Genomic DNA, 26,886 nt, shown 5'->3' with positions numbered 1-26,886 from the left:
ATGGCGTTGATCACAGACAACAAGGCGTGCAGCATTGTCCGATATGGCGCTGACCGCCTTGCTGCACGCCCGCGCGTGGCGGCCTTATGCGGACAGAGCTGGAGGGCGGCTTACGGCAGGCCAGCCAGCCAGTCGTCGTCCGAACCGTCATTGATGTCGGCAAACAGTGGCGTGGAAAAATAACGCTCGCCGGTATCGGGCAGCATCGCCAGGATCACTGCGCCTTGCTCGGCCTTGGCAGCCACATCCAGCGCAGTGGCAACCGTGGCGCCAGCGGAAATGCCGACAAACAGGCCTTCCTCGGCCGCCAGCCGGCGCGAGGTCTGGATCGCGCGATCGTCCTCTCCCGTATAAAGCTCGTCATAGACATTGCGGTTGAGCACTTCGGGCAGGAAGTCCGGGGTCCACCCCTGGATCTTGTGCGGAGTGAAGTCCTTGCCGGCCAGCAGCGCGGCTCCCGCCGGCTCGGTGGCGATGATTCGGGTCTCTGGACGAGCGAGCTTGAGCACTTCGCCGACGCCGGTCAGGGTGCCGCCGGTGCCCCAACCGCTGACGAACGCATCCAACCGTCGGCCAGCGAAGTCGCTGAGGATCTCGGCCGCGGTGGTCTGGCGGTGATAGGCCGGATTGGCCGGGTTGGCGAACTGGCTGGCAAGAAACCAGCCGTGCTTATCGGCCAGCTCCTTGGCCTTGCGCACCATGCCGGTACCGCGCTCGGCGGCCGGGGTCAGGATCACCTTGGCGCCATAGGCACGCATCAGTTTGCGCCGTTCCACCGAGAACGATTCGGCCATGGTGGCGACGAACTTGTAGCCGCGGGCGGCGGCGACCATCGCCAGCGCGACCCCGGTATTGCCGGAGGTGGCCTCCACGATTGTGTCACCGGGTTTGATCAGGCCGGCTTTCTCGGCACCGAGGATGATCGCCAGCGCCAGCCGGTCCTTGACCGAGCCGCCGGGATTGAACGACTCGACCTTGACGTAGATATCAACGCCGGCCGGTGGCAGGCGATTGAGTTTCACCACCGGGGTTCTGCCGATGGTGTCGAGGATGGAATTGTAGACGGCCATGAGGTTCTCCGGAGGTGCGGTTACGCGGCGTTGGCCAGTTTGGCGGCCGCGGTCTTTTTGGAAAGTGAGGGAGTCGGGCCGGCGGTGAGCGGGGCGGCGCCGAACCAGTGCAGCTCATGGGTCAGTGCGGCCACTTCCCCCAGGATCAACAGGGCGGGGGATTTCACGCGGTGCTCCTCGGCGGTGGCGGCCAGATCGGCCAAGGTGCCGGTGACGATGCGCTGCTCCGGTCGCGAGCCGTTTTCCACCAGCGCGAACGGGGTCCCACCACCGCGGCCGGCGTGAAGCAGGCGCGTGCGGATCTGCGCCAACCCGGCCACGCCCATGTAGAACACCAGGGTCTGCCGTTCCTGCGCGAGCGCATCCCAGTCCAAGGTGTCCAGCGACTGCTTGCAGTGGGCCGTCACCAGCCGCACGGACTGCGCGTGGTCGCGGTGGGTCAACGGAATGCCGGTGTAGGCGGCGCAGGCCAAAGCGGCGGTGATGCCGGGCACCACTTCATAGGCAATGCCGTGCTGGCGCAGGAATTCCAGTTCCTCGCCGCCACGGCCGAACACGAAGGCATCGCCTCCCTTGAGCCGCACCACGCGGCGGCCCGCGCGCGCATGTTCCAGCATCAGCGCGTGGATCTGCGCCTGCGACACGCTGTGGCCACCGGCGGACTTGCCGACCTCCATACGGTCGGCATCGCGCCGCGCCAGTTGCAGCACCGCATCGCTGACCAGACGGTCGTGCAGGATCACATCGGCCTGGTTGAGCGCCCGCAGCGCGTTGAGGGTGAGCAGACCCGGATCACCGGCCCCGGCGCCGACCAGCACCACCGAGCCCCGGTTGTCGGTCGCAGTGGAGGCCATCGCGCGCTGCAGCTCGGCCTCGGCTGCCTGCGGCTGCTGCCGGCGCAGCAGGCCCAGCAACGGGCCTTCGAGCAACTCATCGAAGAAACGGCGGCGGGTGGCGGGGTCGGGAAAACGTTGGCGGATGGCCGGACGTTCGCGGCTGATCAAAGCACTCAGGCTGCCCCAGGCTCGGTCAAACAGGATCTCCAGCTGGCGGCGGATATGCCGGGCCACCATTGGCGCGCCGCCGCCACTGGAGATGGCGATCTGCAGGGGGCCGCGTTCGACCACTGCCGGCACATGGAACCGAGAGAGCTGGGCGTCGTCGACGACATTGACGAATAGCCGCTGCGCTTCGGCGGCGGCGGCGACGAGCTGATTGGTGGCCGAATCATCGGTGGCGGCAATCACCAACCAGATGTCACCTGCCAGCCAGTGTGCGTCAAAGCGCCCCGGCAGCCACTGGATACGCTGCGCGGTGGCCAAGGCCTGCAGACCAGGACTGAGCGCCGGCGAACCCACCCGCGGCAGCGCGCCGGCATGCAGCAGCGCCTCGACCTTGCGTTCGGCGACCGCGCCGCCGCCGACTACCAGTACGGCGCGGCCACGCAGGTCGGCGAAGAGCGGATACAGGGGAGTGTTCACAGGATAGGCAGGCGCAGGAAAAGGGAGCGAATGACCGTAGCGGCACGCGGCCAGCCCTGGAAATGACCAAGCCCACATTGCTGATAACTTCCGGTTATCAGCTTCGGGTGGCATTTGTTCTACAGTCGAACTTCCCCCGTGCCGGCGCTTTTCCCCCTTCGATGACGCTGTCCCAACTCCGCTACCTGGTAGCCATTGCCGACGCCGAGCTGAACATCACCTTGGCCGCTACCCGGGTGCATGCCACCCAGCCAGGGCTGTCCAAACAGCTCAAGCAGCTGGAGGACGAGCTGGGCTTTTTGTTGTTCGTGCGCAAGGGTCGCAGCCTGGAGTCGGTGACCCCGGCCGGGGCCGAGGTGATCATGCGGGCGCGGCGGGTTTTGGCTGAGGCTGGCAACATCCGCGCCTATGCCGCCAACCAGCGCCGCGAGAGCCAGGGTCAGCTGATCGTGACCACCACCCATACCCAGTCACGCTTCGTGCTGCCGCCGGCCTTGGCGCAGATCAAGCTGGCCTATCCGCAGGTCAGCCTGCATCTGCAGCAGGCTGGCGAAAGTGATGCGCTGGATCTGCTCAGCCAGGGCGATGCCGACATTGCGGTCGTCAGCACCGCAGGCAGTGAGCCGACCACCGGAATCGCGGTGCCACTGTACCGCTGGCGGCGGTTGGTGCTGGTGCCCAAGGGGCATGCACTGGGCCGCGCCGGGCGTACCCCGGACATGGCCGCACTGGCACAGCAGCCGCTGATCAGCTACGAATCCTCCACCCGCGCCAGCTCCTCGCTGCAACGCGCGTTCGACGCCGAAGGGCTGACTCCGCAGATTGCACTGACCGCGTTGGATGCGGACCTGATCAAGACCTATGTGCGCACTGGGCTCGGGGTCGGGCTGCTGGCGGAAATGGCCTTCAGCGGCCATGACACCGATCTGCGCGCTTGGGTGGCGCCGGCGGCGATTCCCGAATGCATCGCTTGGGCGGTGCTGCCGCGCGACCGGGTGCTGCGCGATTACGCGCTGGAGCTGGTGCATGCGCTGGCCCCGCAGATCGATCCGCGCGATCTGCGCCGCGTGCTTGACGGCAACCAGCAACCGGATTGGCCGGAGCCGCCGAGCTGGGAATCGCTGACCCAGACGCTCACCATCTGAGCATGCCGCCCGCCTGCCACGCTTGGTCGCAGGGTCGGGCCAACGCCGCCCTGCGCACCTGAACTGTTGCCGTGCTGGTACCGCCGATGCGATCGCACGCCATCCCGGTCGCGGTATGGATGGCGCCGCGCTCAAGCGCACCAGATACGCCGCGCGCTTGGAGACAAACAACCTGCCCGGCTCAGATCTGCTCGTGGATACCGCACTCGCGCTTCAAACCGAAAAAGCGGGTGTCTTCCTCGCGCATGCCCGGCTCCCAGCGGCTGGTGCTGTGGGAATCACCAATTGACACGTAACCCTGTTCCCACAGCGGGTGGTAGGGCAGGCCGTGCTGCTGCAGGTACTGCCAGACCTGGCGGTCACTCCAGTCGGCGATCGGGTTGACCTTGTAGCGATGCTCGCGGCGCTGCAGGATCGCGGTGCCGGCGCGGCTGCGGGCCTGGTCCCGGCGTAGCCCGGTGAACCAGGTGCCGGCCTGCAGCTCTTCCAGCGCCCGCTTCATCGGCTCGACTTTGCGCAGGTTGTTGTACTGGTCGATGCCGACCTGTCCCTGTTCCCACAACCGGCCATGACGGGCTTCCATCCATGCCCGGCTGAGCAGCGGCCGGTAGACCTTCAGATTGAGTTGCAGGCGCTCGGCCAGTTTGTCGGCAAAGCGGTAGGTTTCCGGGAACAGATAGCCGGTGTCGATCAGGATCACCGGAATATCCGGCTGCTGCTGGCTCAGCAGGTGCAGGGTGACTGCCGACTGCGCGCCGAAGCTGGACGACAGCACGTGCGTGCCCGGCGTATGCGCCAGCGCCCAGGCCACGCGCTCGGCGGCAGGGAGGGTTTCCAGGTGCGCGTTGAGCGCATCCAGATTGTCGGGAAGCTGCGGCGTGAACAGGGGGCTGGCGGGCAGGGCGCTCATGGGTGCAGTTCCACGGGAATCTGGCGATGGGTGGGGTACGGCGGCAGGGCGACGATGCCGGCACGGTGCAGGAAGTCGCCGAAGCCTTCGGCCTCGTTGCGCTCGGCCGCATAACGGCCCAGCAGCGGATCGAGGGCGGCGAGGATGTCGGCCTCGGCGATGTTTTCGCGGTACAGGGTGTTCAACCGCTGGCCGCGATGGTCGGCGCCGAGCATCAGGTTGTAGCGGCCCGGCGCCTTGCCGACCAGCGCGATCTCGCCCAGATACGGCCGTGAGCAGCCATTCGGGCAGCCGGAAATGCGCAGCAGGATCGGCGCTTCGCGCAGCCCGTGTCTGTCCAGCAGTGGCTCCAACGCACTCACGAAATCGGGCAGGTAGCGTTCGGCCTCGGCCATCGCCAGCGCGCAGGTCGGCAGCGCCACGCACGCCACGGCGTGGCGCGCCAGTGCGGTGGTCGCATTGTTTTCCGAATCCAGTGCGTACTGCGCCACCAGCGCGTCAATACGTTCGCGCTCGCCCTCGGCCACCGCGGCGATCGTCAGGTTCTGGTTGGCGGTCAGCCGGAACTGGCCGTGGTGGATGCGGGCGATCTCGCGCAGGCCGCTCAGATGCGGGGTGCCCGGGCGATCGGCAATGCGGCCGCTGGGCAGTGAGAGTGTCAGGTGCCACAGGCCGTCTTCGCTGCGTGCCCAACCCAGGCGATCGCCGTTGTGGGCGAACGACCACGATCGCACCGGCTCCAGTTCGAAGCCGGCCCGTTGCTGGATCTGCGCAACGATGAAATCCACGCCATGCGTGTCGATCGTGTACTTGAAGCGGGCATGTTTGCGCTCTACCCGGTCGCCGTAGTCGCGCTGCGTGGTGATCACCGCTTCGACCAGCGCCAGCAGCCGATCGGGGCGGACAAAGCCGATCACGTTGCCCAGTCGCGGGTAGGTGTTTGCATCGCCATGGCTGGCGCCCATGCCGCCGCCGATGGCCACGTTGAAGCCGGCCAGGTCGCCCTGAGAATCGACGATGGCTATGAGTCCCAGATCGTTGGCGAACACATCCACATCGTTGCTGGGTGGCACGGCCACGGCGATCTTGAATTTGCGCGGCAGATAGGTGGCGCCGTAGACGGGTTCCTCTTCCTCGCCGCTGCTGGCAACCTTGGCTTCGTCCAGCCACACCTCGTAATAGGCGCGGGTCCGCGGTAGGAAGTGGCTGGAGAGCTGCTGCGTCCACTCATGGACCTGGGCGTGCAGCCGCGATTGCAGCGGATTGCTGGCGCCGAGCACGTTGCGGTTGACGTCGCCGCAGGCGGCGATCGTATCCAGCGCAGCGGCATTGATCGCTTGCATCGTCGCTTTGAGTTCGCGCTTGATCACTCCGTGGAACTGGAACGTCTGGCGGGTGGTGACGCGCAGCGAATGGTTGGCCCAGGTGGTGGCGATGTGGTCCAGATGCAGCCATTGGGTCGGAGTGAACACGCCGCCCGGAGCGCGGATGCGAATCATGAACTGGTGGGCGGGCTCCAGCTTCTGCCGGCGGCGTTCGTCACGCAGGTCGCGGTCGTCCTGCTGGTAGCTGCCGTGGAACTTGACCAGACGCTGGTCATCAAATGACAGCGAGCCGGTGACCGGATCCTCCAGCCCCTGTTGCAGCGTGCCGCGCAGGCGGCGGCTGTTGATCTTGATGTCTTCGACGGAAGGATGGCTCATGGCGTTGGCAGTCGGGTCCGGTATGGAGAAGGGACGAAGTCAGTACACATCGCGGCCGTAACGGCCCTGACGGTGCAGCTCGGAGAGGTAGTCGGCGGCGGTATCGGCATCCAGTGCGCCGTGCTCGGCGATCACGTCCAACAGCGCGGCATGCACATCCTTGCCCATGCCGATGGCGCCGCACACATACAGGTGCGCGCCGTTCTGCAGCCAGTCGTACAGATCGCGGCCTTGTTCGCGCAGGCGCTGCTGCACATAGATTTTGTCGGCCTGGTCGCGCGAGAAGGCCAGATCCAGCCGCTGCAGTTCGCCGCGCTGCAATGCCAGCTGCCACTCCGCCTGGTAAAGGAATTCACTGTTGAAGTGGCGGGCGCCGAAGAACAGCCAGTTGCGTCCTGCTGCGCCGGTTTCGGCGCGCTCCTGCACGAAGCCGCGGAACGGCGCCACGCCGGTGCCGGGGCCGATCATGATGATGTCGCGGCTGGTGTCGGCCGGGACCCGGAAGCGCTCGTTGGCTTCGATGTAGACCGGTGCAGTCGCGCCTTCTTCCAGCGCGGCAAGGAAGCTGCTGGCCGCGCCCACATGTTCGCTGCCATGGGCGGCGTAACGCAGCGCATCCACGGTCAGATGCACTTCGTCGCCGACACGCTTGCGGCTGGAGGCAATCGAGTACAACCGCGGCGTGGCCGGGCGCAAAGCCGCCACCAGTGCGCTGGCATCCCACTGCGCCGGCCAGCGGCGCAGCACGTCGATCAGCTGGTGGTCGGCCAGCAGCGCCGCCAGACCGGTGGCCGGAGTGGCAGTGAGCAGCTCGTGCAGGTCGCCGGCATCGGCGCGCTCGCCATGCAGGGCCAGGAACGGCCGCGACAGCCGGGTCAGTTCACGCCGGCTCGCCAGCCACTGCGCCAGCGGCAGGGTGTCACCGTCATGGCTGACGGTCGTATCGCCATCGAGCTTCAACGTCTGCAACACCGATTCCACCAGCGCCGGCGGGTTGCGGTGGACGATGCCCAATGCATCGCCCGGCTCGTAGTGCAGGCCGCTACCTTCCAGCGACAGCTCCAGGTGGTGCACCTGCCGGTCAATAGGGTGGTATTGACCGAACGCCGGGGGGCGGAAGTCGCGGCCGCTGATCCGCTGGTTGGCCAGCACCTCGGCGGCGAACGGATCGGCCGGGCTCCAGGTCGAGGTCGGGTGCGGCAGGCGCAGGGGAGAGACGTTGCTGGCGGCGGTCGTATTCAGCTGCTCGCGGGCATGACGCAGGGCCTTCTCGCACCACGGCGTGGCAACGGTGTCGATATCCAGGTCGGCCTCACCCAGCGGCTGAAGGCGTTGGCCACCGAGTTCGGCCAGACGGGCATCGAGCTTGCGGGCGATACCGCAGAAATCGGCATAGCTGGAGTCGCCCAGCCCGAGTACCGCGAACTTGAGTTCAGGTAGCTTGGGCGCACGCCGGCTGGCGAGGAATTCCACCAGCCCGATCGCATCATCCGGCGGGTCGCCTTCGCCCAGGGTGCTGATCACCACATACAGCAGCCGCTCGCTGGCCAGCTCGCGGATCGGGTAAGTGTCCGCGCGCTGCAGGCGCACGTTCAGTCCGGCTGCCTGTACTTCGCTGGCGATCTGCTCGGCGGCGCGGCGCGCATTGCCGGTCTGGCTGCCGTAGAGCACCGTCAGGCGGGCGTCGGACCGCGCCTCGGTGTGACCGCTGGGCACGATCGCCAGCGACGGTGGCGGATGTCCCTGCGCCAGTCCGGCGGCGAAACCGGACAGCCACCACAGGTGGTTGGCCTCCAGTCCGTCCACCAGGCGTGACAGCAGGGCGTTGCGGTCTTCGGGCAACGGGCTGGGCGGCGCGGAGGCAGCAGCGGCGGCGGTCATTTTCCGGTCCGGGCGTGGAGTGGGAGGGACGATGCTAGACAGGCGCGCGGTCCAGCGGAAAGGACCGGCGGTTATCGCTTCATGCCTTGCGTTTATTTCAATCCGGCCACCCCCGCAGCCCACACTGCGGCCTCACCGGTGTACAGACCGGTACCGTTTGCTACTCCCTTCCTGTCTTACCTGCCCCGGGTTGCCTCTCTTTCGATGATCGCTACCGCACCGTTGTCCCATCTCGACCGCCTGGAGGCGGAAAGCATCCACATCCTGCGCGAAGTGGCCGCCGCCTTCGATAATCCCGTGCTGATGTATTCGGTGGGCAAGGACAGTTCGGTGCTGTTGCACCTGCTGCTGAAGGCGTTCGCGCCGGGCAAGCCGCCGATTCCGCTGCTGCATGTGGATACGCGCTGGAAGTTCGGCGAGATGATCGCCTTCCGCGACCGCCGTATTGCCGAAACCGGTGCCGAGCTGCGGGTGCATATCAACCCGGATGGCATTGCCCAGGACATCGGTCCGATGACGCACGGTGCCGGCGTGCATACCGATGTGATGAAGACCCAGGGCCTGAAGCAGGCCTTGGACAAGTGGAAGTTCGACGCGGCCATCGGCGGGGCGCGCCGCGACGAGGAAAAATCGCGGGCCAAGGAGCGGATGTTCTCGTTCCGCAACGACCGTCATCGCTGGGACCCGAAGAACCAGCGTCCGGAGTTGTGGGATCTGTACAACGCCCGTATCCATCGTGGCGAAAGTGTGCGCGCGTTTCCGCTGTCCAATTGGACCGAGCTGGATATCTGGCTGTACATCTACCGCGAGAAAATCCCGGTGGTGCCGTTGTACCTGGCCGCCGAACGCCAGGTGGTCGAGCGCGAGGGCAGCCTGATCATGGTCGACGACGAGCGCCTGCCGCTGCATCCCGGTGAGGTGCCGCAACTGCGCAAGGTGCGCTTCCGCACACTGGGCTGCTACCCGCTGACCGGCGCGATCGAATCGGACGCCGATACGCTGGAAAAAATCATCGCCGAGATGCTGGTCAGCACCACCTCCGAACGTCAGGGGCGGTTGATCGACCACGATGCATCAGCGTCGATGGAAAAGAAGAAGCTGGAAGGATATTTCTGATGGATCACCGCGCTCCCACTACCGACATCGGCGGCTATCTGCAGCAGCATGAAACCAAGCCGCTGCTGCGCTTCATCACCTGCGGCAGTGTCGATGACGGCAAGAGCACGCTGATCGGGCGGCTGCTGTACGAGAGCAAGCGCCTGTTCGACGACCAGCTGGCCACGCTGGAAAGCGACAGCCGCCGTCACGGCACCCAGGGCGACCGTATCGATTACGCGCTGCTGCTTGATGGTCTGGCCGCCGAGCGCGAGCAGGGAATCACCATCGATGTCGCCTGCCGCTATTTCGACACCGAGCGGCGCAAGTACATCGTCGCTGATTGCCCCGGGCACGAGCAGTACACCCGCAACATGGCCACCGGCGCCTCCACCGCGGATCTGGCGGTGGTGCTGGTGGATGCGCGCAAAGGCCTGCTGTCGCAGACCCGCCGCCACAGCTACATCATCTCCTTGCTGGGGATCAACCAGGTGGTGCTGGCGGTCAACAAGATGGATCTGGTCGGTTACGACCAGGCCACGTTCGAGCGTATTGCCGAGGAATACCGCGCGCTGGCCGCCCAGCTGGGCATCGCCCAGGTGCAGTGCATTCCGTTGTCGGCGCTGGAAGGAGAGAACCTGTCTTCGCACGCTCCGAGCATGCCGTGGTATGCCGGCTCCAGCTTGATCGAGCACCTGGATACGGTGGACGTGGCCGCGCACGATGTGGCCAGCGGGCTGCGCATGCCGGTGCAGTGGGTCAATCGTCCGAACCAGGATTTCCGCGGGTTTGCCGGCACCATCGCCGCCGGTGAAGTGCGCCCCGGTGATGCGGTGGTGGTGCTGCCTTCGGCGCGCCGCTCCACGGTCAAGCAGGTGCTCGGCGTGGATGGCGAGGTGGCCGTGGCCGGGGCCGGCCAAGCGGTGACGCTGACCCTTACCGACGAGATCGATGTCAGCCGCGGCGACGTGATTGCCGCGGCCGATGATCCGCCGGAAGTGGCCGATCAGTTTGCCGCACATGTGTTGTGGATGAACGACGCACCGCTGTTGCCGGGCCGCCCGTACTGGTTGCAGATTGGCACGCGCACCGTGGCCGCGAGCATCAGTGAGATCAAGCACCGGATCGATGTGAACACCCAGGATGCGTTGGCCGCCAAGCGGCTGGAGTTGAACGAGGTGGGTTACTGCAACCTGTCGCTGGATGAACCAGTGGCATTTGCCGCCTACGCGCAGAACCGAACGCTGGGTGGCTTCATCCTGATCGACCGCCAGAGCAACGCCACGGTGGCTGCCGGCACGCTGGATTTCGCCCTGCGCCGGGCCGGCAACGTGCATTGGCAGCATCTGGAAGTGGACGCGGCGGCGCGAGCGCGGATCAAGGGTCATCAGCCCAAAGTGCTGTGGTTCACCGGGTTGTCGGGCGCCGGCAAGTCGACGCTGGTCAACCACGTGGACAAGCGTCTGCATGCGCTGGGCTATCACACCTTTATTCTTGACGGCGACAACATCCGTCATGGCCTCAATCGCGATCTGGGTTTCACCGACGAGGACCGCGTGGAAAACATCCGTCGCGTCGCCGAAGTGGCGCGGTTGATGGCAGATGCCGGGCTGGTGGTGCTGGTCAGCTTAATTTCCCCATTCCGCGCTGAGCGGCAGATGGCCCGCGAGCGCTTCGTCGACGGCCAGTTCATCGAGGTGTTTGTTGACGTACCGCTGGCGGTGGCCGAGGCGCGCGACGTCAAGGGTCTGTACCGCAAGGCGCGGGCGGGGGAGATTCCCAACTTCACCGGAGTCGATTCGCCCTACGAGCCGCCGCTGGCACCGGAGCTGCACCTGCACGCCGATCGCGCGCCGGTCGAGGCGATGGTGGCGCTGGTCCTGCGGGCACTTGGCCATCGCTAACACGCTGCGCTTCAGACCCGTGAGCGCAACCGCCACCTCGGCCGCTCAATCCCGCGCCGATCCGTCGGAAGCACGCTGCACTTAAAAGGAGACACGCCAGAGCACGACGCATAGCATCCTGGATGGCATGGTGGGATTGGCAGAAAAGAAAAAGCCCCTGAATAATCAGAGGCTTATCTGCGTTAACTGGCGGAGAGAGGGGGATTCGAACCCCCGAAGCGCGGTTTAGACGCTTACACACTTTCCAGGCGTGCTCCTTCAACCACTCGGACACCTCTCCGCATCTGAAACGCTTCAGATCCCCGTCGCGCCGCCAATCCGGCCCGAACGCAACGAAGCCGCAAAGTCTAGCGCCGCGCGGGCACGGGGACAAGTCAATCGTCCACTGGCCGGCCTCGCAGCGATGGCGATCGGCGATGGGACGCGCGGGGTGGCATGGCACAATGGGACCGATGCGCTCGTGCCGGTCCATTCCCGGCCACGGGCGTTCCCTGTCGGACTTGCCCAAGGTTATCGATGTCCTATCTCGTCCTCGCCCGCAAGTGGCGACCCAAGCGCTTCGCCGAACTGGTAGGACAGGAGCACGTGGTTCGCGCCCTGACCAACGCGCTCGACAGCGGGCGGGTCCACCACGCATTCCTGTTTTCGGGCACCCGCGGCGTGGGCAAGACCACGATTGCGCGGATCTTCGCCAAATCGCTCAACTGCGAGCAGGGCACGTCGGCCGATCCGTGTGGTGAGTGCAATTCGTGCCGGGACATCGACGCCGGCCGGTTCATCGACCTGCTGGAAATCGACGCCGCGTCCAACACCGGCGTGGACGATGTACGCGACCTGATCGACAACGCGCAGTACATGCCCTCGCGCGGCCGGGTGAAGGTCTACCTGATCGACGAAGTGCACATGCTGTCCAAGTCGGCATTCAACGCGCTGCTGAAGACGCTGGAGGAGCCGCCCGGGCACGTGAAGTTCCTGCTCGCCACGACGGACCCCCAGCATCTGCCGGTGACGGTGCTCTCGCGTTGCCTGCAGTTCAACCTCAAGCGCCTGGACGAGGACCAGATCGGCGGTCAGATGGAGAAGATCCTGAAGGCGGAGGGGATCCAGGTCGAGCCCGGTGTGGTACGCCAGATCAGTCGCGCCGCTGACGGCAGCCTGCGGGACGGCCTGTCGCTGCTGGACCAGGCGATTGCCTACACCGGTGGCCAGCTCACCGACTCGGCGGTCGCCACGATGCTGGGTACCGTCGACCAGACCCGCGTCGGCGCCATGCTGGATGCGTTGGCGTCCGGCGATGGTGCAGCCCTCATGGCCGAGGTGGCCGCGCTGGCGGAGTTCTCCCCCGATTGGGCAGGCGTGCTGGAAGCGCTGAGCGATGCCCTGCACCGCATCCAGGTGCGACAGCTGGTGCCGGGAGTGGACATCGAAGTCGACGGCGTGGCCATTGATACGTTGGCGGACAGGGTGCCTGCCGAGGTGGTGCAGCTGTGGTACCAGATGGCGATCAATGGCCGCCGCGACCTCTCGCTGGCACCGAGCCAGCGCGCCGGTTTCGAGATGAGCGTGTTGCGCATGCTGGCGTTCCGTCCTGCCGGGCCGGAGGCGGGCCGAAGTGGGCCGGTGAGTGGCAGCAGTGGGGCGACCACCGGTGGCACCTCCGGTGACGTGTCCGCGTCGCCTTCGCCGGCCGCCGTTGCGTCTGCGCCAACGCCGCCGATTGCTCGCGCTCCCGCTGAAACGAAGATCGCCGCGCCCGACGCACGTCCCGATGCCCGGCTAGCGGTCGGTCGCAACCCGGACAGCTACGCCGATGACGAGCGCGAGCAAGCTCCCTTCGTCAGCCTCGAAGATGAGGCGGGCGCCGTCGCAGCGGCGACCTCTGCGCGCGCGGCGGCGGCAGCGCCCAGCGGGCCACCTGCAGCGCACGATGCCCAGCCCGTTGAGGCGCCTGGCGGGGCCGCGATTGCCGATGCCGACGCCTGGCACGCCTGGGTCGTCGCCAGCCCGTTGAAAGGGCCGGCGCGGGTGCTCGCCGAGCACGTGGGCTTCATCGCCTGCGAGGGGCGCGTGGTACGCCTCGGCCTGGCGCCGGAGGATGAACTGCTCAACAAGCCTGCGCTTGTGGCACAGATCGCCAAGGCGCTGGCGGCCTCCCTGGGCGGCGATCCGGAGATCCGGTTTGAAGCGAGCACAGTGGGCGGCGTGTCACTGCGCGAGCGCAACGACAAGGCCCGCGACGCGCGCAAGAGCGCCGCCGTGGAGAGCTTCATGTCCGATCCGCAGGTGCGTGCGTTGATGGCCGGTGGCGCCACCGTCGTCGCCGACTCGATCCGGCCGCGCGGCGAGGCCTGATCGCGGGCGGCGGCCCGGGCAGCATTGACCGCAGACCTTGAGAGCCGACCTTGGTGCCTTCATCTCTGGTCTGCTGACACTTATTTAACCCACTTGGACGAGTAGACGATATGCGTGGAAATATTGCCCAACTGATGCAGCAAGCGCAGAAGATGCAGGAAGAAATGCAGCGCGCGCAGGAAGAGCTGGCCAACATCGAGGTCATCGGCAATGCCGGAGGCGGCATGGTCAGCGTGACCCTGACCGGCCGCATGGAATGCCGCAAGGTGCGCATCGATCCGCAGGCGCTGGCCGACCCGGAGATGGCCGAGGACCTTATCGCCGCGGCCATCAACGACGCGGTCAACAAGGTCAATGCCGCATCGCAGGAGCGCATGGGCTCGGCTACGGCCGGCATGCAGTTGCCGCCGGGCATGAAGCTGCCGTTCTGAGCGTGCAGTCCTCCCGTACACCCACAGTCCGCCCGCGACGATGAGCTCGCCGCTGCTTGAACAGCTGATCGAGGCGTTGCGGGTGCTGCCCGGCGTGGGCCAGAAGTCGGCCCAGCGCATGGCCTACCACGTGCTCGAGCGCGAGCGCGCCGGCGGCCAGCGGCTGGCGGACGCCTTGGCCGCCGCGGTGGACCGGATCGGCAACTGCGAGCGCTGTCGCGACTTCAGCGAAACGCCGGTGTGCCCGACCTGTTCCAGTGCAACCCGCGACGTGCACCAGTTGTGCGTGGTCGAGACACCGGCCGACCGTCTGGCGATCGAGCAGGCCACCGGTTACCGCGGTCTCTACTACGTGCTGCAGGGCCGGCTCAGCCCGTTGGATGGGATCGGCCCGGCCGAGCTGGGCTTGGACCGACTGGCGTCCCGACTGGCCGAGGGCGAGGTTTCCGAACTGATTGTTGCGACCAACCCCACCGTAGAAGGTGAGGCGACCGCGCATTACCTGGGTCAGCTGGCGCGCCAGTACAACGTGCGCCCGAGCCGTCCGACCCACGGCGTCCCACTCGGGGGCGAGCTGGAATACGTCGACCGCGGTACGCTTTCCCACGCCTTTGGCAGTCGCAGCGAGATGTCCTGAGTGACTGGCACCATTTCATCTGGACCCAACGGAGTTGTGGCATGACTGACGAGACCATCTTCGGCAAGATCATCCGCCGCGAGATACCCGCCGACATCGTCTTCGAGGACGAGCACCTGATCGCGTTCCGTGACATCGCCCCGCAGGCACCGGTGCACGTGCTGTTCGTGCCCAAGACACCGATTCCGCGGCTGGACGATCTCACGCCGGATCAGGCAGCGGTGGTCGGCCGGCTGGTCATCGCCGCCGCGGACTATGCGCGGCGGGAAGGCCTGGCCGAGGACGGCTACCGGGTGGTGATGAACTGCAACGACCACGGCGGCCAGACCGTCTATCAAATCCACCTGCATCTGCTGGCCGGCGCGCCGTTGGGGCGTTTCGGCGTGCCGGCCTGAATTGCCGGTCGACTCCTACCAGTAACCCCACCATGGCCACGGCGCCGGCTGGGTGATGACGTCCACCCGCTCCTGGATCGGCCACAGGTAGATCACGTCCGCGGCGACCCGGGGAAAGCGGTAGTCGTATTCGCCGATGCGGCGGTTCTCGTAACCATCAATGCGACCGGTAAAGGTCACTTCGCGGTTGGTCTGGAACAGCGCCGGATCGTAGAACCCGTCTCGACAGGCGATGAAGCGGCCACCGACATCATCGGTCGCCCAGTAGGGCCGGCCATAGACATTCAGGCGGGTGGAAATCATCTCGAAGCAGGTGCGGTTGGGCTGCGGCTCGACCTGCACGATGCGTCCACCCCAGCGCACCAGCGCGCCGGTGCGGTCGACGCTGTTGGCATCGTGGGGCGTGATCTGGGCGAACTCCCCCTGCAGCGGCTTGGGCTGGCTGGCACAGGCGGCCAGCAGCAGCGTCGCGAGGACGATCATGGCGTGACGGATCTTCATCGGTATTCTCCGTTTCCAGGTGGAGCGGCGTGGGGCGGTGACGGCCGGTGGCGCCGCAGGGACACGATCAACCGGCGCGGGGCACGTGAGCTGCCCTCGTCACGCCCAGCGTAGCGCCAATTGCTGAAACGCTGGCTGAGTCGCAGCAGCTCGTCCGCCGATCCCGCGCCCGAACGGGCAACGCGTCTGGCCCACGTCGTGGCCGGCTCGTCGGGTTCGCGTCCCAGGCCGATGCGGCGATAGCGACGCTCCAGCGCGTGCCACGCGCGCAGGACCGGGTCGCGCTGGCGTTCAGCGCGCCGCGACAGCCATGCCATCCAGAGCAGCGCGGACAAGGCTGCCAGAGCAAACAGCAGGCCCAGGCGGACTCCATCCAGGCGTTCAATTCCCAGTGGCCGCAGCAGGCGCGATTGGCGATCGGCATCAAAGCCCAGCACCAGCTGGTTCCAGCTTTGCCGCAACCAGTCGGTGGCGTTGAACAGCCGGCTCGCGTCCCCGCCAAGCATGCGTCCAAACAGGCTGTCGGCACCCGGCCTGCGGTCATCGAGGGTGTCGTAGATGCGTTCCGGCGCCACCGCGGCGGTCGGGTCGACCCGGACCCAGCCACGCCCGTCCAGCCAGACCTCGGCCCAGGCGTGCGCATCGGAACGCCGGACTAGCCAGTAGTCGCCGATCGGGTTGCGGTAGCCGCCGACATAGCCGGTGACCACGCGTGCCGGAATTCCCGCTCCTCGCATCAGGATCACGAAGGCCGAGCTGAAGTGCTCGCAGAACCCTTCCTGCTGGTCAAACAGGAACTCATCGGCAGAGTGGCGCCCGGCCAGTGGCGTGCTCAGGGTGTAGGCGAAGTCGCGGCGGATCCACTGCATCGCGCGGCGCACGATCGCCTCATCATCAGTGCCGGCGTCGCTGCGCCAGCGCGCGGCAAGTGCCTGGGTGCGTGGGTTGGAGCCCGCCGGCAAGGCCAGTGCCGCCTGCCGCAGAGGCAATGCAAGCTCGGCTTCAAAGGTCTCCGGCGGGGACGACTGCATCCGCCAGCGCGTCAGCGAACTCAGCGGACGGGGGGAAAACAGCTCATGGTCATGGCCCAGCCGGGTATCGCCGGGCGCCTCGATCGGCAGCTCCAGGGCGACCATCTGGCGACGCTCGGTCGGCTCGATTTCGACCTGGTAGTCCCATCGGGCGTCTTGGGCATCACCGCGGGTCACGGTGGCCGGGGGCAGGCCGGCTGTGCGACGCCCGCGGGTCCACGTCCGGCCATCGAAGTCCGACAGCACCGGACCGCGCCAGTACATCTGGGAGGTGGGTGGGGTGGTGCCGAAGAAGCGCACCCGCAGGGCCGGGGTGTCGTCGGCCATCAGGTCGATCCAGTCGCCCGGCGCCATCTCATCGGAGAGGCCGGTTCGCGCCAGCGTGCGCTCCGGCACGCCCCATAATGGGGTGGCCAGCCGCGGGAACAGCCAGAAGGCCGCCAGAGCCAGCGGGAGACCCAGCAGCACGAGTCGGCCCACCGAACTGAATCGATCACGCGTCGTGATGGCCTCGCGGATACCGGACTCGATGTCGGTCAGTCTCAGCAGCGCCATCAGCGCCAAGGCAACGCCCGCCAGCCCCAGCAGCAGACTCACAGGTCCCTGGTCGAGAAGAAAAGTGGCGAACGGGGCGAACAGGGCGAATCCGAGCAGGCTTCGTGCGTCGCGGACACCGCGGGTCTCGGCCGGCTTCATCGCCAGCATCGCGGCGAGGATCGCGCAGCCCGTATCGCGGCCGAAATGCGTCCCCGAGAGCGTTATGACGGCGGCCAGCAAGGCGACCGTGAGCAGCAGGCGCACCAGCGCGTGCAGCGGCTTGCGCCAGGACAGGGACGCGACGGCGACCGCGCTGCCACCGATCAGCAGGCCCAGTGGGGATGGCAATTGCAGCAGCAGCGGCAACACGCAGGCTGCGGCGGCCGCCATCGTCCAGCGCCGGCTTTGCGGATCGAGCGCAACAACGGATCTGCGATCAGCCATCGGGCATCAACGCCAGTGCGCGCAGGCAGTCGTGACGGTGGCCGGGGCCCTGCGACGGACCGATGGAGGGCTGCACAGGCAGGGCGAGGCGGTAACGTCGGCCGTCACGTTCGGCCTCATCGACCCAGCGCGCCAAACGGCTGATCCGTGCCTCATGGGGCAGGGGGGCGAGGCTATGCCAGTCGAGTACGATATCGGCGCCCGCCGGTTGCTGGTACTCGCGCACCAGCAGGGATTCGTGACGCGCCGATGGCTTCCAGGCGATGGTCCGCCGCGAGTCGCCATGGCGGTAGGTGCGCAGGTGGTGGAGGTCCTCGCCGCTGGGGTGAATGCGGGCCTTGGCGTCCTCGCCGGACCCCTCAGGCAGGGGCGGACCGTCCGTCTCCGGGCACGGATACACCAGCAGCGGCGTCTGCGGCCAGACGTGGGACCAGGCCCGGGCGAGGCCCAAGGGGTGGCGGGTGTCGATCCGCACCCGCGGCAGCTCCAGCCAGCCGCGCTGGGATGTGGGTATCAGCAGCTGCGCCTGGCCGTGGCCGAGCGGGAGGTCGAGCAACACCGGGGAGTCGTAGTTGGGATCCAATGCGACCTGCAGGCCGCGCCGCGTGCGTCCGTCGACGGCTTTGGCATGCACGTGCAGCAGCATCATCTGACCGGCGGGTACGGGCTCGGCATCGACCGTGGTGATCGACAGTCCACTGAGCTGCAGTTGCGCGGCCACCAGGCTGGCCAGTCCCGTCCCTCCCAGCAGCAGCGCCAGCAGCAGGGCGGGGTTGTTGTTGTAGTTCAAGCCGCCCAGCAACATGGTCGCGACCAGAATGGCGTAGAACAAGCCGAACCGGGTGGGAAGCACGTAGACCCGGCGCCGGTCGAAGGTGACCGGCAACGGCTCGGGGTCGCGCGGCCGCGTGAAGGTCAATGCCCAGCGGTGTACCTGCTTCCGGATGCCCTGCGCCATCGGCCCCTGCGACGCGGCTGCTCCTGCCACCTTGGCTCAGTCCACCGCGACGGCGTGCAGGATCGACTTGGCCACGCCCGCGTCGCTGCCGGCCTCGGCATCGGCGACCAGCCGGTGTGCCGCGACGGCGGAAAACAGGGCCTGAACGTCCTCGGGTCGCACATGGTCGCGGCCCAGCAGAAGGGCGTATGCCCTGGCAGCACGCAGCAGGGCCAGGCCCGCCCTTGGCGAGAGCCCGACCCGCACGCCGGGGTGGCTGCGGCTGCGGGCCAGCAGCGCCTGCACGTAATCGATCAGGGCGTCGCTGGCGTGAACCTGATTGACCGCCTCGCGCAGTGCCATCACGTCGTCGCGCGACAGCACCGGCGTTGCGGCAGCGATCAGGTCACGGCGGTCCCGCCCGGCCAGCAACTCACGCTCGGCCTCATGGCCGGGGTAGCCAAGCGTCAGGCGCATCAAAAAGCGGTCCAGCTGCGAGTCCGGCAGCGGATAGGTGCCCGACAGGTCTGTCGGGTTCTGGGTGGCGATGACGAAAAAGGGCGCCGGCAGGGCATGGGTGGTGCCATCGACGGTGACCTGCTGCTCGGCCATCGCCTCCAGCAGCGCACTCTGGGTACGCGGCGGCGCGCGGTTGATCTCGTCGGCGAGCAGGACAGAGGTGAAAACCGGGCCGGGGTGGAACTCGAAGCTGCGTGTCGCTGGATCGAAAATCGACACTCCGACGATGTCCGCCGGCAGCAGGTCGGAGGTGAACTGCACGCGCTGGAAGTCCAGTCCCAGCGTGACGGCCAAGGCGTGGGCTAGGGTGGTCTTGCCCAGACCAGGCAGGTCCTCGATCAGCAGGTGGCCCGCGGCGAGCAGGGCGACGAAGGACAGTCGTACCTCGCGCGACTTGCCCAGCACGAGCCGGTTGACCTGTGTTTGTGCGGCGTCAAGGGATTTGCGCAGGTGCTCGGGTAGCATGCCCGGCTTCGACACCGCGGCCTCGTGGCCCGGCGTCGGTGTGGATACCGACATCGTGTTCTCCAAAAATGGTCCCCTCTCGCCTGCAGGCGTGTTGGCGGCTGTTGCCGGTTTGGCTGCAAGTAGTTCACCGAGTGTAACTAGGACCCCTGTTGATGCGCGAAACCCCCGCTGTCGATCACCGCCAGCCCGCTGCCGCCGATTACCTGCAACCGCTGCCTGCCGAGCGTTCCGCCCACCGTTGGTTCCTGGTGCTGTTCATCGCGGTCATGGCGGTCAAGTTGCTGGTGGCGGCGCGCTTGCCGCTGTTCGTCGATGAGACCTTCTACTGGCTGGAAGGGCAGCATCTGGCGCCCGCGTATTCCGACCTGCCGGGCCTGACAGCGTGGCTGGCGAGGCTGGGCGTCAGCCTGGGCGGCAACACCGAGCTGGGGTTGCGCTTGCCGTTCCTGATGATTGCCGCCGCCGTGCCCTGGCTGGTGGTGCGGATCACCGCGCGCGAGTACGGACCCGTGCATGGCTGGCAGGCGGGCAGCTTCGCCTTGCTGCTGCCGCTGGCCGGGACGCTGGGCCTGTTGGCGCTGCCCGATGCAGCGATGGCACTTGCTACGGTGCTTTGCATCGACGCCGGCGCGAGGTTGCTGCGACAGGTCAGCGCCGGAGCATCCCTCGAGCTGGCGCTGGGTCTGGCGATCGGCGCATTGAGCCATTACCGCTTCATCGCCGTGATCGGCGTGGGACTGCTGGCCTTGCTGCTGCTCCGCGACGGCCGCAAGGCGCTGCGAGATCCCCGTGTGTGGACGGCGATCGCGATTGGCGCGGCGGCCTGGGCGCCACTCGTGGCATGGAATCTGGGCAACGCCGACGCCGGACTGCGCTTCCAGCTGGTGGATCGTCACCCCTGGGCATTTCACTGGGACGGCATCCTTTTTATCGTCATCCAGGCACTGATGGTGACCCCGTTGCTGTTTGCCGCGCTGCTGGCCGCGGGCTGGCGCGGCTATCGGGGCGCGTTGCCGGCATCACGCTATTTTGCGTTGCTGGGCGCCCTGCTGGTGCTCGGTTTCTTTTCGCTGGGGTTCTTCGCCGATACCGAGCGGGTGAGCTTTCACTGGCCTCTGCCCGGGTATCTGGCGCTGCTGCCATTGCTGCCTGCGGTGCTGGCCGCTTGGCCGCGCTGGCTGCGTGGCCTGACCTGGCTGACCGCGGGCCTTGGGCTGGTTGTGATGCTGGGTTATTACGTGGCGGTGTCGGTGCCGGACCTGCGGGCGCGCGTGGCGGCGGAGAAGTGGTATCCGTCCAATTTCGCTGGCTGGGATGAGCTGGCTGACGCCGTGCGGCTGGAGCGTGGGCAGATGGGGCCGGACACGCGGCTGGTGGCGGGCAGCTTCAAGATTGGCGCAGAGCTGGGGTTTGCGCTGGGCGATCCACGCATCCCGGTGCTGGCGCACCCGTTGAACACCAAGCACGGCCGGGCGCCGCAGTTGCACCTCTGGAACCTGGCGGCAGGGTCCCGCGCGTCGTGGCCGGCGCAGTTCGGTCCGGCCTGGGCCGACGCGCCGGTACTGCTCGTCATCGCGTCCAGTGATGTCCAGTACAAGCACCTGCTGGAGCGGTACCACCACCTGTGCGCAATATTGGGCCCGCTGCCGCCGCCGCGGGTCGTGAACGTGGACCACGGGCGCCAGCGCTTCCTCCTGTTCCGGTTCGATCCATCGATGCCGACGGCCGGTACGTGCACCGCTCCGGCGATGGCGTGGATCGACAGCCCGGTGACGGGACAGCGCGTGGAACGCAACTTCGATATCGCAGGCTGGGCGTTCAAGGACGGCGTCGGCCTGGAGCGGGTCGAGGTGAGCCTTGACGGAAAGCCGGTGACGGATGTCGCCTATGGGCGCAGTGAGCCCGGCACCGCGGCGTTCTGGCGCATCAGCAATGACCCCAACCAGCCGCAGGTCGGCTTCGATGGGCGGGTCGAGCTGGACGCGGACGTCAACCCGGGTCGCCACTGGCTGGGCTTGCGCCTCCATGGCGCAGACGGCAGCGTGGAGGAGTGGCCCGAACAGCCGATCGAGGTGCGCTGAGCCGGGCGTTCCGGTCCGCTCAGGGCACGGCAAAGCCGGCTTCGCGGAGCAGATCGGCGGTCGCGATCAGGGGCAGTCCCACCAGTGCGGTCGGATCGCGCGACTGGATCTCCTTGAAAAGGCTGATTCCCAGACCTTCGCACTGGAAGCTGCCGGCGCAGTCGTAGGGCTGCTCTGCCAGCAGGTAGCGTTCGATCTCAGCCGCGGCCAGCGCCCGGAACCTCACCGTTGTGATGTCCAGAGCCTGGAGTCGGCGTCCGTCGGCATGGCGCAGGCAGATGCTGGTATGGAAGTGGATCGTCCGCCCGGACATGGAGGTGAGCTGTTGCACGGCGCTGGCGTGGTCGCCGGGTTTGCCGAGGATGCGTCCTTCGATATCGGCGACCTGATCGGAGCCCAGTACCCATGCCCCCGCTGAGCGAGACGCGACCGCGTCGGCTTTCGCATTTGCCAGCCGCCGTGTGAGGGAAGCCGGGAACTCTCCCCGTCGTGGTGTCTCGTCCACCTCGGGGACGGCCACGGTGAAGGGCAGTCGCAACCGCTCGAGCAGCTGCGCGCGGTAGCGCGAGCCCGATGCGAGGATCAGTGTGGTCACGCTCAGACCTCCAGCATCTGCGCTTCTTCGATCCGTTCCAGCTGGCGTTCAATCCGCTCGCGCGCCTGCTCTATGGAGATGCGAACGTTGTGCAGTTCAGCCACGCGCGCCTGTGCGCCTTTCTCGCGCAGCCACAGGCGCTGCCGCAGCATCTCCCGCATCGCCTCATGCATCGGATCGGCGTCGCTTTCCCCGGTGACCGCCTCGATTTGCCGCCTCGCGGTACGCAGGCGCGCTTCCAGTGCGTCGGCAGCGTCGAGCAGCCGCTGCATTTCCCGGTAGCGACGACCGCGAAGTCCGTACCAGGCAGCGAGACCAAGGATCAGCGCCGCGGCGATCAGGACCAGAAGCATGAGTGGGTTCACAGTCAGCGGGCCAGTCGGGTGAGCGCCCAGTCTGCCGCGCCCGGCTCCCGGGGAGCAAACGCGCATGGCGCATCCGCGGAAACGCAACGCTCCGCGGTTCTCGGAAGGGGGTGTCACTCCCTGGACGTCATTTGACACTCCACAGCGCACTCACTAACATCGTCCGGCTTATGTCCGCTGACTCAACCAAACCGTCTGTGCCCGAACTGCTGGATGCGTGGCGCATGGTTTCGGCGCGGCGGGGGGTTGCAGGGCGCGCGCCGCTGGACTCTCTCCCGCGCTTGGCGGGAAGCCTCGTGGATACCGTCGGTGACGTTACCTATACGCTGGATTTCGGCACTGACGAGTTGCAGGTTCCGTATGCCGAGCTGCACGCGAAAACCGAACTGCCTTTGTTGTGCCAGCGCACGTTGACCCGCTTCCTGTTTCCGGTGGATATCGTGCAGCGACTCGGCTTGATCCGCCAGGAAGCCGACGAAGCCGCGCTGCCGGAAGGGTACGAGCCGTTTTTGATGCCAGCCGACGGCATGGTGTCGGCTTTGGAGATGGTGGAGGACGAGCTGATCCTCGCGATCCCGGTGGTTCCGGTGAAGCCCGGTACCGAGGCGATGGAGGCTGACTGGCCCATTCCCGAAGCCGAACTGGAGCGGGTGAATCCTTTTTCCGCCCTGTCGTCATTGAAGAAAAAACCGGACGACCCGAGTTAGAATTACGGGCTGTTCCTGCGATCCGGTCCGGTTTCCGGGCCATCAACCTGCATATTTTGAGTTTTCCCTGGAGTTAAGACCATGGCTGTCCAGAAGTCCCGTGTTTCCCCCTCCAAGCGTGGCATGCGCCGCAGCCACGACTCGCTGGGCACCAAGCAGTTGTCCACCGACCCGACCACCGGCGAGATCCACATCCGCCACCACGTGACCGCTGACGGTTATTACCGCGGCAAGAAGGTCATGGACACCAAGACCAGCTTCGTCGACGAAGAATAAGTCCTTCGTGATGGCATGCCGGGATCGCCGGCGTGCACGTCGCCTCTGGCGCCTCCCGGCGCCGGGGCGATTTTTTGTGTCTGTCGCATACGCAGAACGAGCGGCCGGATTGGGAGTTGCCCGACGGACGCACGCTTGCGCCCGCGCTGTCAATCGGGTCTGCTAGTCGGGGCGCGGTTTTCCGCGTGAAGGCTATGACCGCGGAGTGGTGATGACTGAACGTATTTATTCCCGCATTGCGGGTACCGGCAGCTACCTGCCGGAAAAAGTGTTGACCAATGACGACCTCTCCAAACTGGTCGACACCAGCGATGAGTGGATTGCCTCGCGCACCGGGATCCGCCAGCGTCACATCGCCGCTGAAGGTGAAACCACCAGTGACCTGTCCTACCACGCAGCCGTGCGCGCGATGGAAGCGGCGGGAGTGGAGGCTTCCGAGATCGACCTGATCGTGCTGGGCACGACCACGCCGGACATCATCTTTCCCTCCACGGCCTGCCTGGTCCAGCATCGCCTCGGCGCCAACGGCTGCCCGGCGTTCGACGTCAACGCAGCGTGCTCGGGCTTCGTCTACGCGCTGTCGATTGCCGACAATTTCATCCGTTCCGGCGCGGCCAGGACCGCCCTGGTGATCGGTGCGGAAACCCTGACCCGAATGCTTGACTGGACCGATCGCGGCACCTGCGTGCTGTTTGGCGACGGCGCGGGCGCGGTGGTACTGAAAGCCGACTCCGAGGCGGGCATCCTGAGCACCCACCTGCACGCGGACGGCGGCAAGAAGGAGTTGCTGTACAACCCGGTCGGCGTCTCGGTGGGTTTCAAGCCCGAGGAGCACAATGCCGGCGTCAAGGTGATGATGACCGGCAACGATGTGTTCAAGCATGCGGTCAAGGCACTGGATGCGGTGGTCGAGGAAACCCTGGAAGCCAACGGCATCGACCGCAGTGAGATCGACTGGCTGATCCCGCATCAGGCCAACCTGCGCATAATCGAACTCACTGCGCGGCGGTTGGACATGCCCATGGAGCGCGTGATCGTCACCGTTGACAAGCATGGCAATACCTCGTCCGGCTCGGTGCCACTCGCACTCGACGAGGCGGTCCGCTCGGGGCGGGTGAAGCGCGGTCAACTGCTGCTGCTGGAGGCATTCGGCGGCGGATTTACCTGGGGGTCGGCGCTGCTGCGCTACTGAGGAGACGCTCTCGCGGGCGGCGCCCCGGCGGGAGTCAACCCTACGCCGTAGTACAGACGACTTGTCCACCTGCTCGCGTATCATGAGCGGCTTTGATTGGTTCGCCGCAGCAAAAACATGCCCCCATCCATTGCCTTTGTCTTTCCCGGCCAGGGATCCCAGTCCGCCGGCATGCTCGCCGACCTTGCCTCGCAGGAGCCGCTGGTCCAGCAGACCTTTGCCGAGGCCAGCGAAGGCGCCGGTGTCGATCTGTGGGAAATGAGCCGCGAAGGCGCGGGCGACCAGCTCAACCAGACCGAATTCACCCAGCCTGCGCTACTTGCTGCGAGCGTTGCGGTATGGCGTGTGTGGCAGTCCCGCGGTGGCGCTCGCCCGGGCATCCTCTCCGGACACAGCTTGGGCGAGTACAGCGCGCTGGTTGCCGCGCAAGCGCTGCCGCTGGAACAGGCCGCCCGGCTGGTGCGGCTGCGCGGACAGCTGATGCAGGCAGCCGCTCCCGCTGGTACCGGTGCAATGGCCGCGATCCTCGGCGCGGACGACGCGCTGGTGGAGGAGGTGTGCCGCAGCGTCTCCGGCCGCGAGGTCGTGGTGCCGGCCAACTACAACTCGCCCGGCCAGATCGTCATCGGCGGCCATGCCGCAGCAGTCGACGCGGCGCTCGTCCAACTGGCCGAGCGCGGCGTGCGCAAGGCAATCAAGCTCGCGGTTAGCGTCCCCTCGCATACACCGCTGATGCGCGAGGCGGCCGACCGCCTCGCCGAGGCGATGGAGGGCCTGGACTGGGCGACGCCGACGCTGGGCGTGGTGCAAAACGTGGACGCCAGGACCAGCGAATCCATCGAGGCGATCCGTGACGCGCTGGTCCGCCAGCTCTACCTTCCGGTGCAGTGGACCCGGTGCGTCCTCGCTCTGGCCGAGCACGGTGCCACTGCGGTCGCCGAGTGCGGCCCCGGGAAAGTGCTGACCGGACTGGTCAAGCGCATCGACAAGTCTCTTGATGCCCGCGCGCTGGGCGCGCCGGCCGACTTCGAGTCCGCTCTGGCGGACTGGAAATAACCCACCCCTTCACCGGCTCTGCGTCGGTGCGAGAACAGGATTACCTATGAGCAACCAGCCCCTCAAAGGCGAGATCGCACTGGTCACCGGCGCCAGCCGCGGCATCGGTGCCGCCATTGCCGACGAGCTTGCCGCCCAGGGCGCCACCGTCATCGGCACCGCGACCTCCCAGGCCGGTGCTGACGCGATTGCCGAGCGCCTGTCGGCAACCGGTGGCCACGGCCGCGTGATCGACGTCGCCGACGGCGCCGCGACGCTCGCCCTGATCGATGCGATCGGCAAGGACATCGGCCCGATCTCGATCCTGGTCAACAACGCCGGCATCACCCGCGACAACCTGCTGCTGCGGATGAAGGACGAGGACTGGCAGGCGGTCATCGATACCAACCTGAGCAGCGTCTACCGCACCTCCAAGGCGGTGATGCGCTCAATGATGAAGGCGCGCCGCGGGCGCATCATCAACATCGCCTCGGTGATTGGCGTAACCGGCAACGCCGGCCAGGCCAACTACGCGGCTGCGAAGGCCGGCATCATCGCCTTCAGCAAGTCGCTGGCCAAGGAGATCGGCAGCCGCGGGGTGACCGTGAACGTCGTCGCGCCGGGCTTCATCGACACCGACATGACCCGTGGCCTGCCCGAAGACAGCCGCAACGAGATGCTGGGGCAGATCGCGCTGGGGCGGTTCGGCGATCCGGCCGACATCGCCCGCGCGGTTGCGTTCCTGGCCGGACCGGCGGCGTCCTACATCACCGGCGAGACCCTGCACGTGAACGGCGGCATGTACATGCCTTGATAACGCATGCATTTGATACCGCATGTCGCAGCGCAGGACGCGCAATCCGAAGTGAAAGGGCCTGCCGGATAGTCCGCTGGCCTTCTATTCCACTACACTATTCCATCGAATATCCCGTACGGGAGGAGTAAATACCAATGAGCAGCATCGAAGAGCGCGTCAAGAAGATCGTGGTCGAACAGCTTGGCGTCAAGGAAGAAGAAGTCACCAACAACGCTTCGTTCGTGGACGACCTGGGCGCCGACTCCCTCGATACGGTCGAGCTGGTGATGGCCCTCGAGGAAGAGTTCGAGTGCGAGATCCCGGACGAGGAAGCCGAGAAGATCACCTCGGTGCAGCAGGCCATCGATTACGTGACGACGCACGTCAAGGCGTAATCA

At 66.7% G+C, this 26,886-nt stretch carries 25 protein-coding genes and 1 tRNA gene; 14 read left to right on the top strand and 12 right to left on the bottom strand.

Features of this window, described 5'->3' with window-relative positions; translation table 11 throughout:
• Nucleotides 1–110 precede the first annotated feature (110 nt).
• Together cysK and cysG are read right to left on the bottom strand one after the other, a co-directional pair.
• Entirely contained in the window at nt 111–1,070 is a 960-nt protein-coding gene (gene cysK, locus KZ491_RS06285) for a cysteine synthase A (RefSeq protein ID WP_222565009.1), read from the bottom strand.
• A 20-nt stretch (nt 1,071–1,090) separates the two neighbouring features.
• Complete coding sequence (cysG, locus tag KZ491_RS06280) at nt 1,091–2,551, bottom strand: siroheme synthase CysG (RefSeq protein ID WP_343225567.1); 1,461 nt, start codon at nt 2,549–2,551, stop codon at nt 1,091–1,093.
• A gap of 161 nt (nt 2,552–2,712) precedes the next feature.
• On the opposite strand from cysG, the gene KZ491_RS06275 reads away from it, so the two are divergent.
• Nucleotides 2,713–3,696, top strand: a complete 984-nt coding sequence (locus KZ491_RS06275) for a LysR family transcriptional regulator (protein ID WP_222565007.1) — start codon at nt 2,713–2,715, stop codon at nt 3,694–3,696.
• 181 nt (nt 3,697–3,877) lie between these two features.
• Here KZ491_RS06275 and KZ491_RS06270 read toward each other — a convergent pair whose 3' ends face one another.
• From KZ491_RS06270 to KZ491_RS06260, 3 genes are read right to left on the bottom strand one after another with little or no spacing between them, the layout of a single operon-like run.
• A complete protein-coding gene (locus KZ491_RS06270) occupies nt 3,878–4,606 on the bottom strand; it encodes a phosphoadenylyl-sulfate reductase (protein ID WP_222565006.1) in 729 nt (242 codons plus the stop codon).
• Nucleotides 4,603–6,309, bottom strand: coding sequence for an assimilatory sulfite reductase (NADPH) hemoprotein subunit (gene cysI / locus KZ491_RS06265; protein ID WP_222565005.1), 1,707 nt, complete (start codon nt 6,307–6,309; stop codon nt 4,603–4,605). Before cysI ends, KZ491_RS06270 begins: the two co-directional genes overlap by 4 nt.
• A 39-nt stretch (nt 6,310–6,348) precedes the next feature.
• Nucleotides 6,349–8,190, bottom strand: coding sequence for an assimilatory sulfite reductase (NADPH) flavoprotein subunit (locus KZ491_RS06260; RefSeq protein ID WP_222565004.1), 1,842 nt, complete (start codon nt 8,188–8,190; stop codon nt 6,349–6,351).
• A 207-nt stretch (nt 8,191–8,397) separates the two neighbouring features.
• Here KZ491_RS06260 and cysD point away from each other — a divergent pair, with 207 nt between their 5' ends.
• The gene (cysD, locus tag KZ491_RS06255; protein WP_222565502.1) at nt 8,398–9,306 is read left to right on the top strand and encodes a sulfate adenylyltransferase subunit CysD; all 909 of its coding nucleotides are present in this window, start codon (nt 8,398–8,400) and stop codon (nt 9,304–9,306) included.
• A complete protein-coding gene (gene cysN, locus KZ491_RS06250) occupies nt 9,306–11,189 on the top strand; it encodes a sulfate adenylyltransferase subunit CysN (protein ID WP_222565003.1) in 1,884 nt (627 codons plus the stop codon). The genes cysD and cysN overlap by 1 nt, the downstream gene beginning before the upstream one ends.
• Before the next feature lie 187 nt (nt 11,190–11,376).
• Here cysN and KZ491_RS06245 read toward each other — a convergent pair.
• Nucleotides 11,377–11,469, bottom strand: a tRNA-Ser gene (locus KZ491_RS06245).
• A gap of 236 nt (nt 11,470–11,705) precedes the next feature.
• On the opposite strand from KZ491_RS06245, the gene dnaX reads away from it, so the two are divergent.
• The 4 genes from dnaX to KZ491_RS06225 all read left to right on the top strand — a co-directional run bounded on the left by dnaX (nt 11,706) and on the right by KZ491_RS06225 (nt 15,004).
• Entirely contained in the window at nt 11,706–13,541 is a 1,836-nt protein-coding gene (gene dnaX / locus KZ491_RS06240; RefSeq protein WP_222565002.1) for a DNA polymerase III subunit gamma/tau, read from the top strand.
• Between the two features lie 110 nt (nt 13,542–13,651).
• Nucleotides 13,652–13,972 (top strand): YbaB/EbfC family nucleoid-associated protein, encoded by a 321-nt coding sequence (locus tag KZ491_RS06235; RefSeq protein ID WP_043957642.1) that lies wholly within the window; start codon nt 13,652–13,654, stop codon nt 13,970–13,972.
• Nucleotides 13,973–14,012: 40 nt separating this feature from the next.
• A complete protein-coding gene (recR, locus tag KZ491_RS06230; protein WP_222565001.1) occupies nt 14,013–14,609 on the top strand; it encodes a recombination mediator RecR in 597 nt (198 codons plus the stop codon).
• A 41-nt stretch (nt 14,610–14,650) separates the two neighbouring features.
• Nucleotides 14,651–15,004 carry a histidine triad nucleotide-binding protein gene (locus KZ491_RS06225; RefSeq protein ID WP_043957644.1) on the top strand — a complete coding sequence of 118 codons (354 nt, stop codon included), beginning with the start codon at nt 14,651–14,653 and terminating at the stop codon, nt 15,002–15,004.
• A 15-nt stretch (nt 15,005–15,019) separates the two neighbouring features.
• On the opposite strand, the gene KZ491_RS06220 is transcribed toward KZ491_RS06225, so the two are convergent.
• From KZ491_RS06220 to KZ491_RS06205, 4 genes are read right to left on the bottom strand one after another with little or no spacing between them, the layout of a single operon-like run.
• The gene (locus KZ491_RS06220; RefSeq protein WP_222565000.1) at nt 15,020–15,505 is read right to left on the bottom strand and encodes a Slp family lipoprotein; all 486 of its coding nucleotides are present in this window, start codon (nt 15,503–15,505) and stop codon (nt 15,020–15,022) included.
• On the bottom strand, nt 15,502–17,517 hold the full coding sequence (locus KZ491_RS06215; protein ID WP_222564999.1) for a transglutaminase TgpA family protein: 2,016 nt from the start codon (nt 17,515–17,517) through the stop codon (nt 15,502–15,504). Before KZ491_RS06215 ends, KZ491_RS06220 begins: the two co-directional genes overlap by 4 nt.
• The gene (locus KZ491_RS06210; RefSeq protein ID WP_222565501.1) at nt 17,510–18,475 is read right to left on the bottom strand and encodes a DUF58 domain-containing protein; all 966 of its coding nucleotides are present in this window, start codon (nt 18,473–18,475) and stop codon (nt 17,510–17,512) included. The genes KZ491_RS06215 and KZ491_RS06210 overlap by 8 nt, the downstream gene beginning before the upstream one ends.
• 36 nt (nt 18,476–18,511) lie before the next feature.
• Nucleotides 18,512–19,438, bottom strand: a complete 927-nt coding sequence (locus tag KZ491_RS06205) for an AAA family ATPase (RefSeq protein WP_222565500.1) — start codon at nt 19,436–19,438, stop codon at nt 18,512–18,514.
• A gap of 215 nt (nt 19,439–19,653) precedes the next feature.
• Here KZ491_RS06205 and KZ491_RS06200 point away from each other — a divergent pair, with 215 nt between their 5' ends.
• Entirely contained in the window at nt 19,654–21,522 is a 1,869-nt protein-coding gene (locus tag KZ491_RS06200) for a glycosyltransferase family 39 protein (protein ID WP_425493120.1), read from the top strand.
• A gap of 19 nt (nt 21,523–21,541) precedes the next feature.
• Here the strand turns inward: KZ491_RS06200 and KZ491_RS06195 are convergent, their stop codons facing one another.
• Together KZ491_RS06195 and KZ491_RS06190 are read right to left on the bottom strand one after the other, a co-directional pair.
• On the bottom strand, nt 21,542–22,117 hold the full coding sequence (locus KZ491_RS06195; protein ID WP_222564997.1) for a Maf family protein: 576 nt from the start codon (nt 22,115–22,117) through the stop codon (nt 21,542–21,544).
• 2 nt (nt 22,118–22,119) lie between these two features.
• Nucleotides 22,120–22,470, bottom strand: coding sequence for a hypothetical protein (locus tag KZ491_RS06190; protein ID WP_222564996.1), 351 nt, complete (start codon nt 22,468–22,470; stop codon nt 22,120–22,122).
• A gap of 182 nt (nt 22,471–22,652) precedes the next feature.
• Between KZ491_RS06190 and KZ491_RS06185 the strand changes: the two genes are divergently transcribed.
• The 6 genes from KZ491_RS06185 to acpP all read left to right on the top strand — a co-directional run bounded on the left by KZ491_RS06185 (nt 22,653) and on the right by acpP (nt 26,883).
• Nucleotides 22,653–23,189, top strand: coding sequence for a YceD family protein (locus KZ491_RS06185; RefSeq protein WP_222564995.1), 537 nt, complete (start codon nt 22,653–22,655; stop codon nt 23,187–23,189).
• Between the two features lie 81 nt (nt 23,190–23,270).
• The gene (gene rpmF / locus KZ491_RS06180; protein WP_043957651.1) at nt 23,271–23,465 is read left to right on the top strand and encodes a 50S ribosomal protein L32; all 195 of its coding nucleotides are present in this window, start codon (nt 23,271–23,273) and stop codon (nt 23,463–23,465) included.
• Nucleotides 23,466–23,676: 211 nt separating this feature from the next.
• Entirely contained in the window at nt 23,677–24,657 is a 981-nt protein-coding gene (locus tag KZ491_RS06175; RefSeq protein WP_222564994.1) for a beta-ketoacyl-ACP synthase III, read from the top strand.
• Between the two features lie 117 nt (nt 24,658–24,774).
• Nucleotides 24,775–25,713, top strand: a complete 939-nt coding sequence (fabD, locus tag KZ491_RS06170; RefSeq protein WP_222564993.1) for an ACP S-malonyltransferase — start codon at nt 24,775–24,777, stop codon at nt 25,711–25,713.
• A gap of 46 nt (nt 25,714–25,759) precedes the next feature.
• The gene (gene fabG, locus KZ491_RS06165) at nt 25,760–26,506 is read left to right on the top strand and encodes a 3-oxoacyl-ACP reductase FabG (protein WP_222564992.1); all 747 of its coding nucleotides are present in this window, start codon (nt 25,760–25,762) and stop codon (nt 26,504–26,506) included.
• A gap of 137 nt (nt 26,507–26,643) precedes the next feature.
• A complete protein-coding gene (gene acpP / locus KZ491_RS06160) occupies nt 26,644–26,883 on the top strand; it encodes an acyl carrier protein (RefSeq protein ID WP_036192674.1) in 240 nt (79 codons plus the stop codon).
• The last annotated feature ends 3 nt before the right edge of the window (nt 26,884–26,886 follow it).

Origin of the sequence: Novilysobacter antarcticus (assembly GCF_019802285.1) — a bacterium.
Classification (GTDB): domain Bacteria; phylum Pseudomonadota; class Gammaproteobacteria; order Xanthomonadales; family Xanthomonadaceae; genus Novilysobacter; species Novilysobacter antarcticus.
Note: the sequence above shows the minus strand (reverse complement) of the source record. Positions and strands in the feature narration are given on the sequence as shown.

Bases quoted from the DNA above. Each gene is read 5' to 3' on its own strand.
- KZ491_RS06185 (WP_222564995.1), top strand. From the start codon at position 22,653: ATGTCCGCTGACTCAACCAAACCGTCTGTGCCCGAACTGCTGGATGCG.
- cysI (WP_222565005.1), bottom strand. From the start codon at position 6,309: ATGAGCCATCCTTCCGTCGAAGACATCAAGATCAACAGCCGCCGCCTG.
- dnaX (WP_222565002.1), top strand. From the start codon at position 11,706: ATGTCCTATCTCGTCCTCGCCCGCAAGTGGCGACCCAAGCGCTTCGCC.
- cysN (WP_222565003.1), top strand. From the start codon at position 9,306: ATGGATCACCGCGCTCCCACTACCGACATCGGCGGCTATCTGCAGCAG.
- KZ491_RS06190 (WP_222564996.1), bottom strand. From the start codon at position 22,470: ATGCTTCTGGTCCTGATCGCCGCGGCGCTGATCCTTGGTCTCGCTGCC.
- KZ491_RS06205 (WP_222565500.1), bottom strand. From the start codon at position 19,438: ATGCTACCCGAGCACCTGCGCAAATCCCTTGACGCCGCACAAACACAG.
- KZ491_RS06220 (WP_222565000.1), bottom strand. From the start codon at position 15,505: ATGAAGATCCGTCACGCCATGATCGTCCTCGCGACGCTGCTGCTGGCC.
- KZ491_RS06270 (WP_222565006.1), bottom strand. From the start codon at position 4,606: ATGAGCGCCCTGCCCGCCAGCCCCCTGTTCACGCCGCAGCTTCCCGAC.
- recR (WP_222565001.1), top strand. From the start codon at position 14,013: ATGAGCTCGCCGCTGCTTGAACAGCTGATCGAGGCGTTGCGGGTGCTG.
- KZ491_RS06225 (WP_043957644.1), top strand. From the start codon at position 14,651: ATGACTGACGAGACCATCTTCGGCAAGATCATCCGCCGCGAGATACCC.
- KZ491_RS06275 (WP_222565007.1), top strand. From the start codon at position 2,713: ATGACGCTGTCCCAACTCCGCTACCTGGTAGCCATTGCCGACGCCGAG.
- KZ491_RS06260 (WP_222565004.1), bottom strand. From the start codon at position 8,190: ATGACCGCCGCCGCTGCTGCCTCCGCGCCGCCCAGCCCGTTGCCCGAA.
- KZ491_RS06215 (WP_222564999.1), bottom strand. From the start codon at position 17,517: ATGGCTGATCGCAGATCCGTTGTTGCGCTCGATCCGCAAAGCCGGCGC.
- KZ491_RS06175 (WP_222564994.1), top strand. From the start codon at position 23,677: ATGACTGAACGTATTTATTCCCGCATTGCGGGTACCGGCAGCTACCTG.
- acpP (WP_036192674.1), top strand. From the start codon at position 26,644: ATGAGCAGCATCGAAGAGCGCGTCAAGAAGATCGTGGTCGAACAGCTT.
- fabG (WP_222564992.1), top strand. From the start codon at position 25,760: ATGAGCAACCAGCCCCTCAAAGGCGAGATCGCACTGGTCACCGGCGCC.
- KZ491_RS06235 (WP_043957642.1), top strand. From the start codon at position 13,652: ATGCGTGGAAATATTGCCCAACTGATGCAGCAAGCGCAGAAGATGCAG.
- rpmF (WP_043957651.1), top strand. From the start codon at position 23,271: ATGGCTGTCCAGAAGTCCCGTGTTTCCCCCTCCAAGCGTGGCATGCGC.
- KZ491_RS06210 (WP_222565501.1), bottom strand. From the start codon at position 18,475: ATGGCGCAGGGCATCCGGAAGCAGGTACACCGCTGGGCATTGACCTTC.
- cysK (WP_222565009.1), bottom strand. From the start codon at position 1,070: ATGGCCGTCTACAATTCCATCCTCGACACCATCGGCAGAACCCCGGTG.
- fabD (WP_222564993.1), top strand. From the start codon at position 24,775: ATGCCCCCATCCATTGCCTTTGTCTTTCCCGGCCAGGGATCCCAGTCC.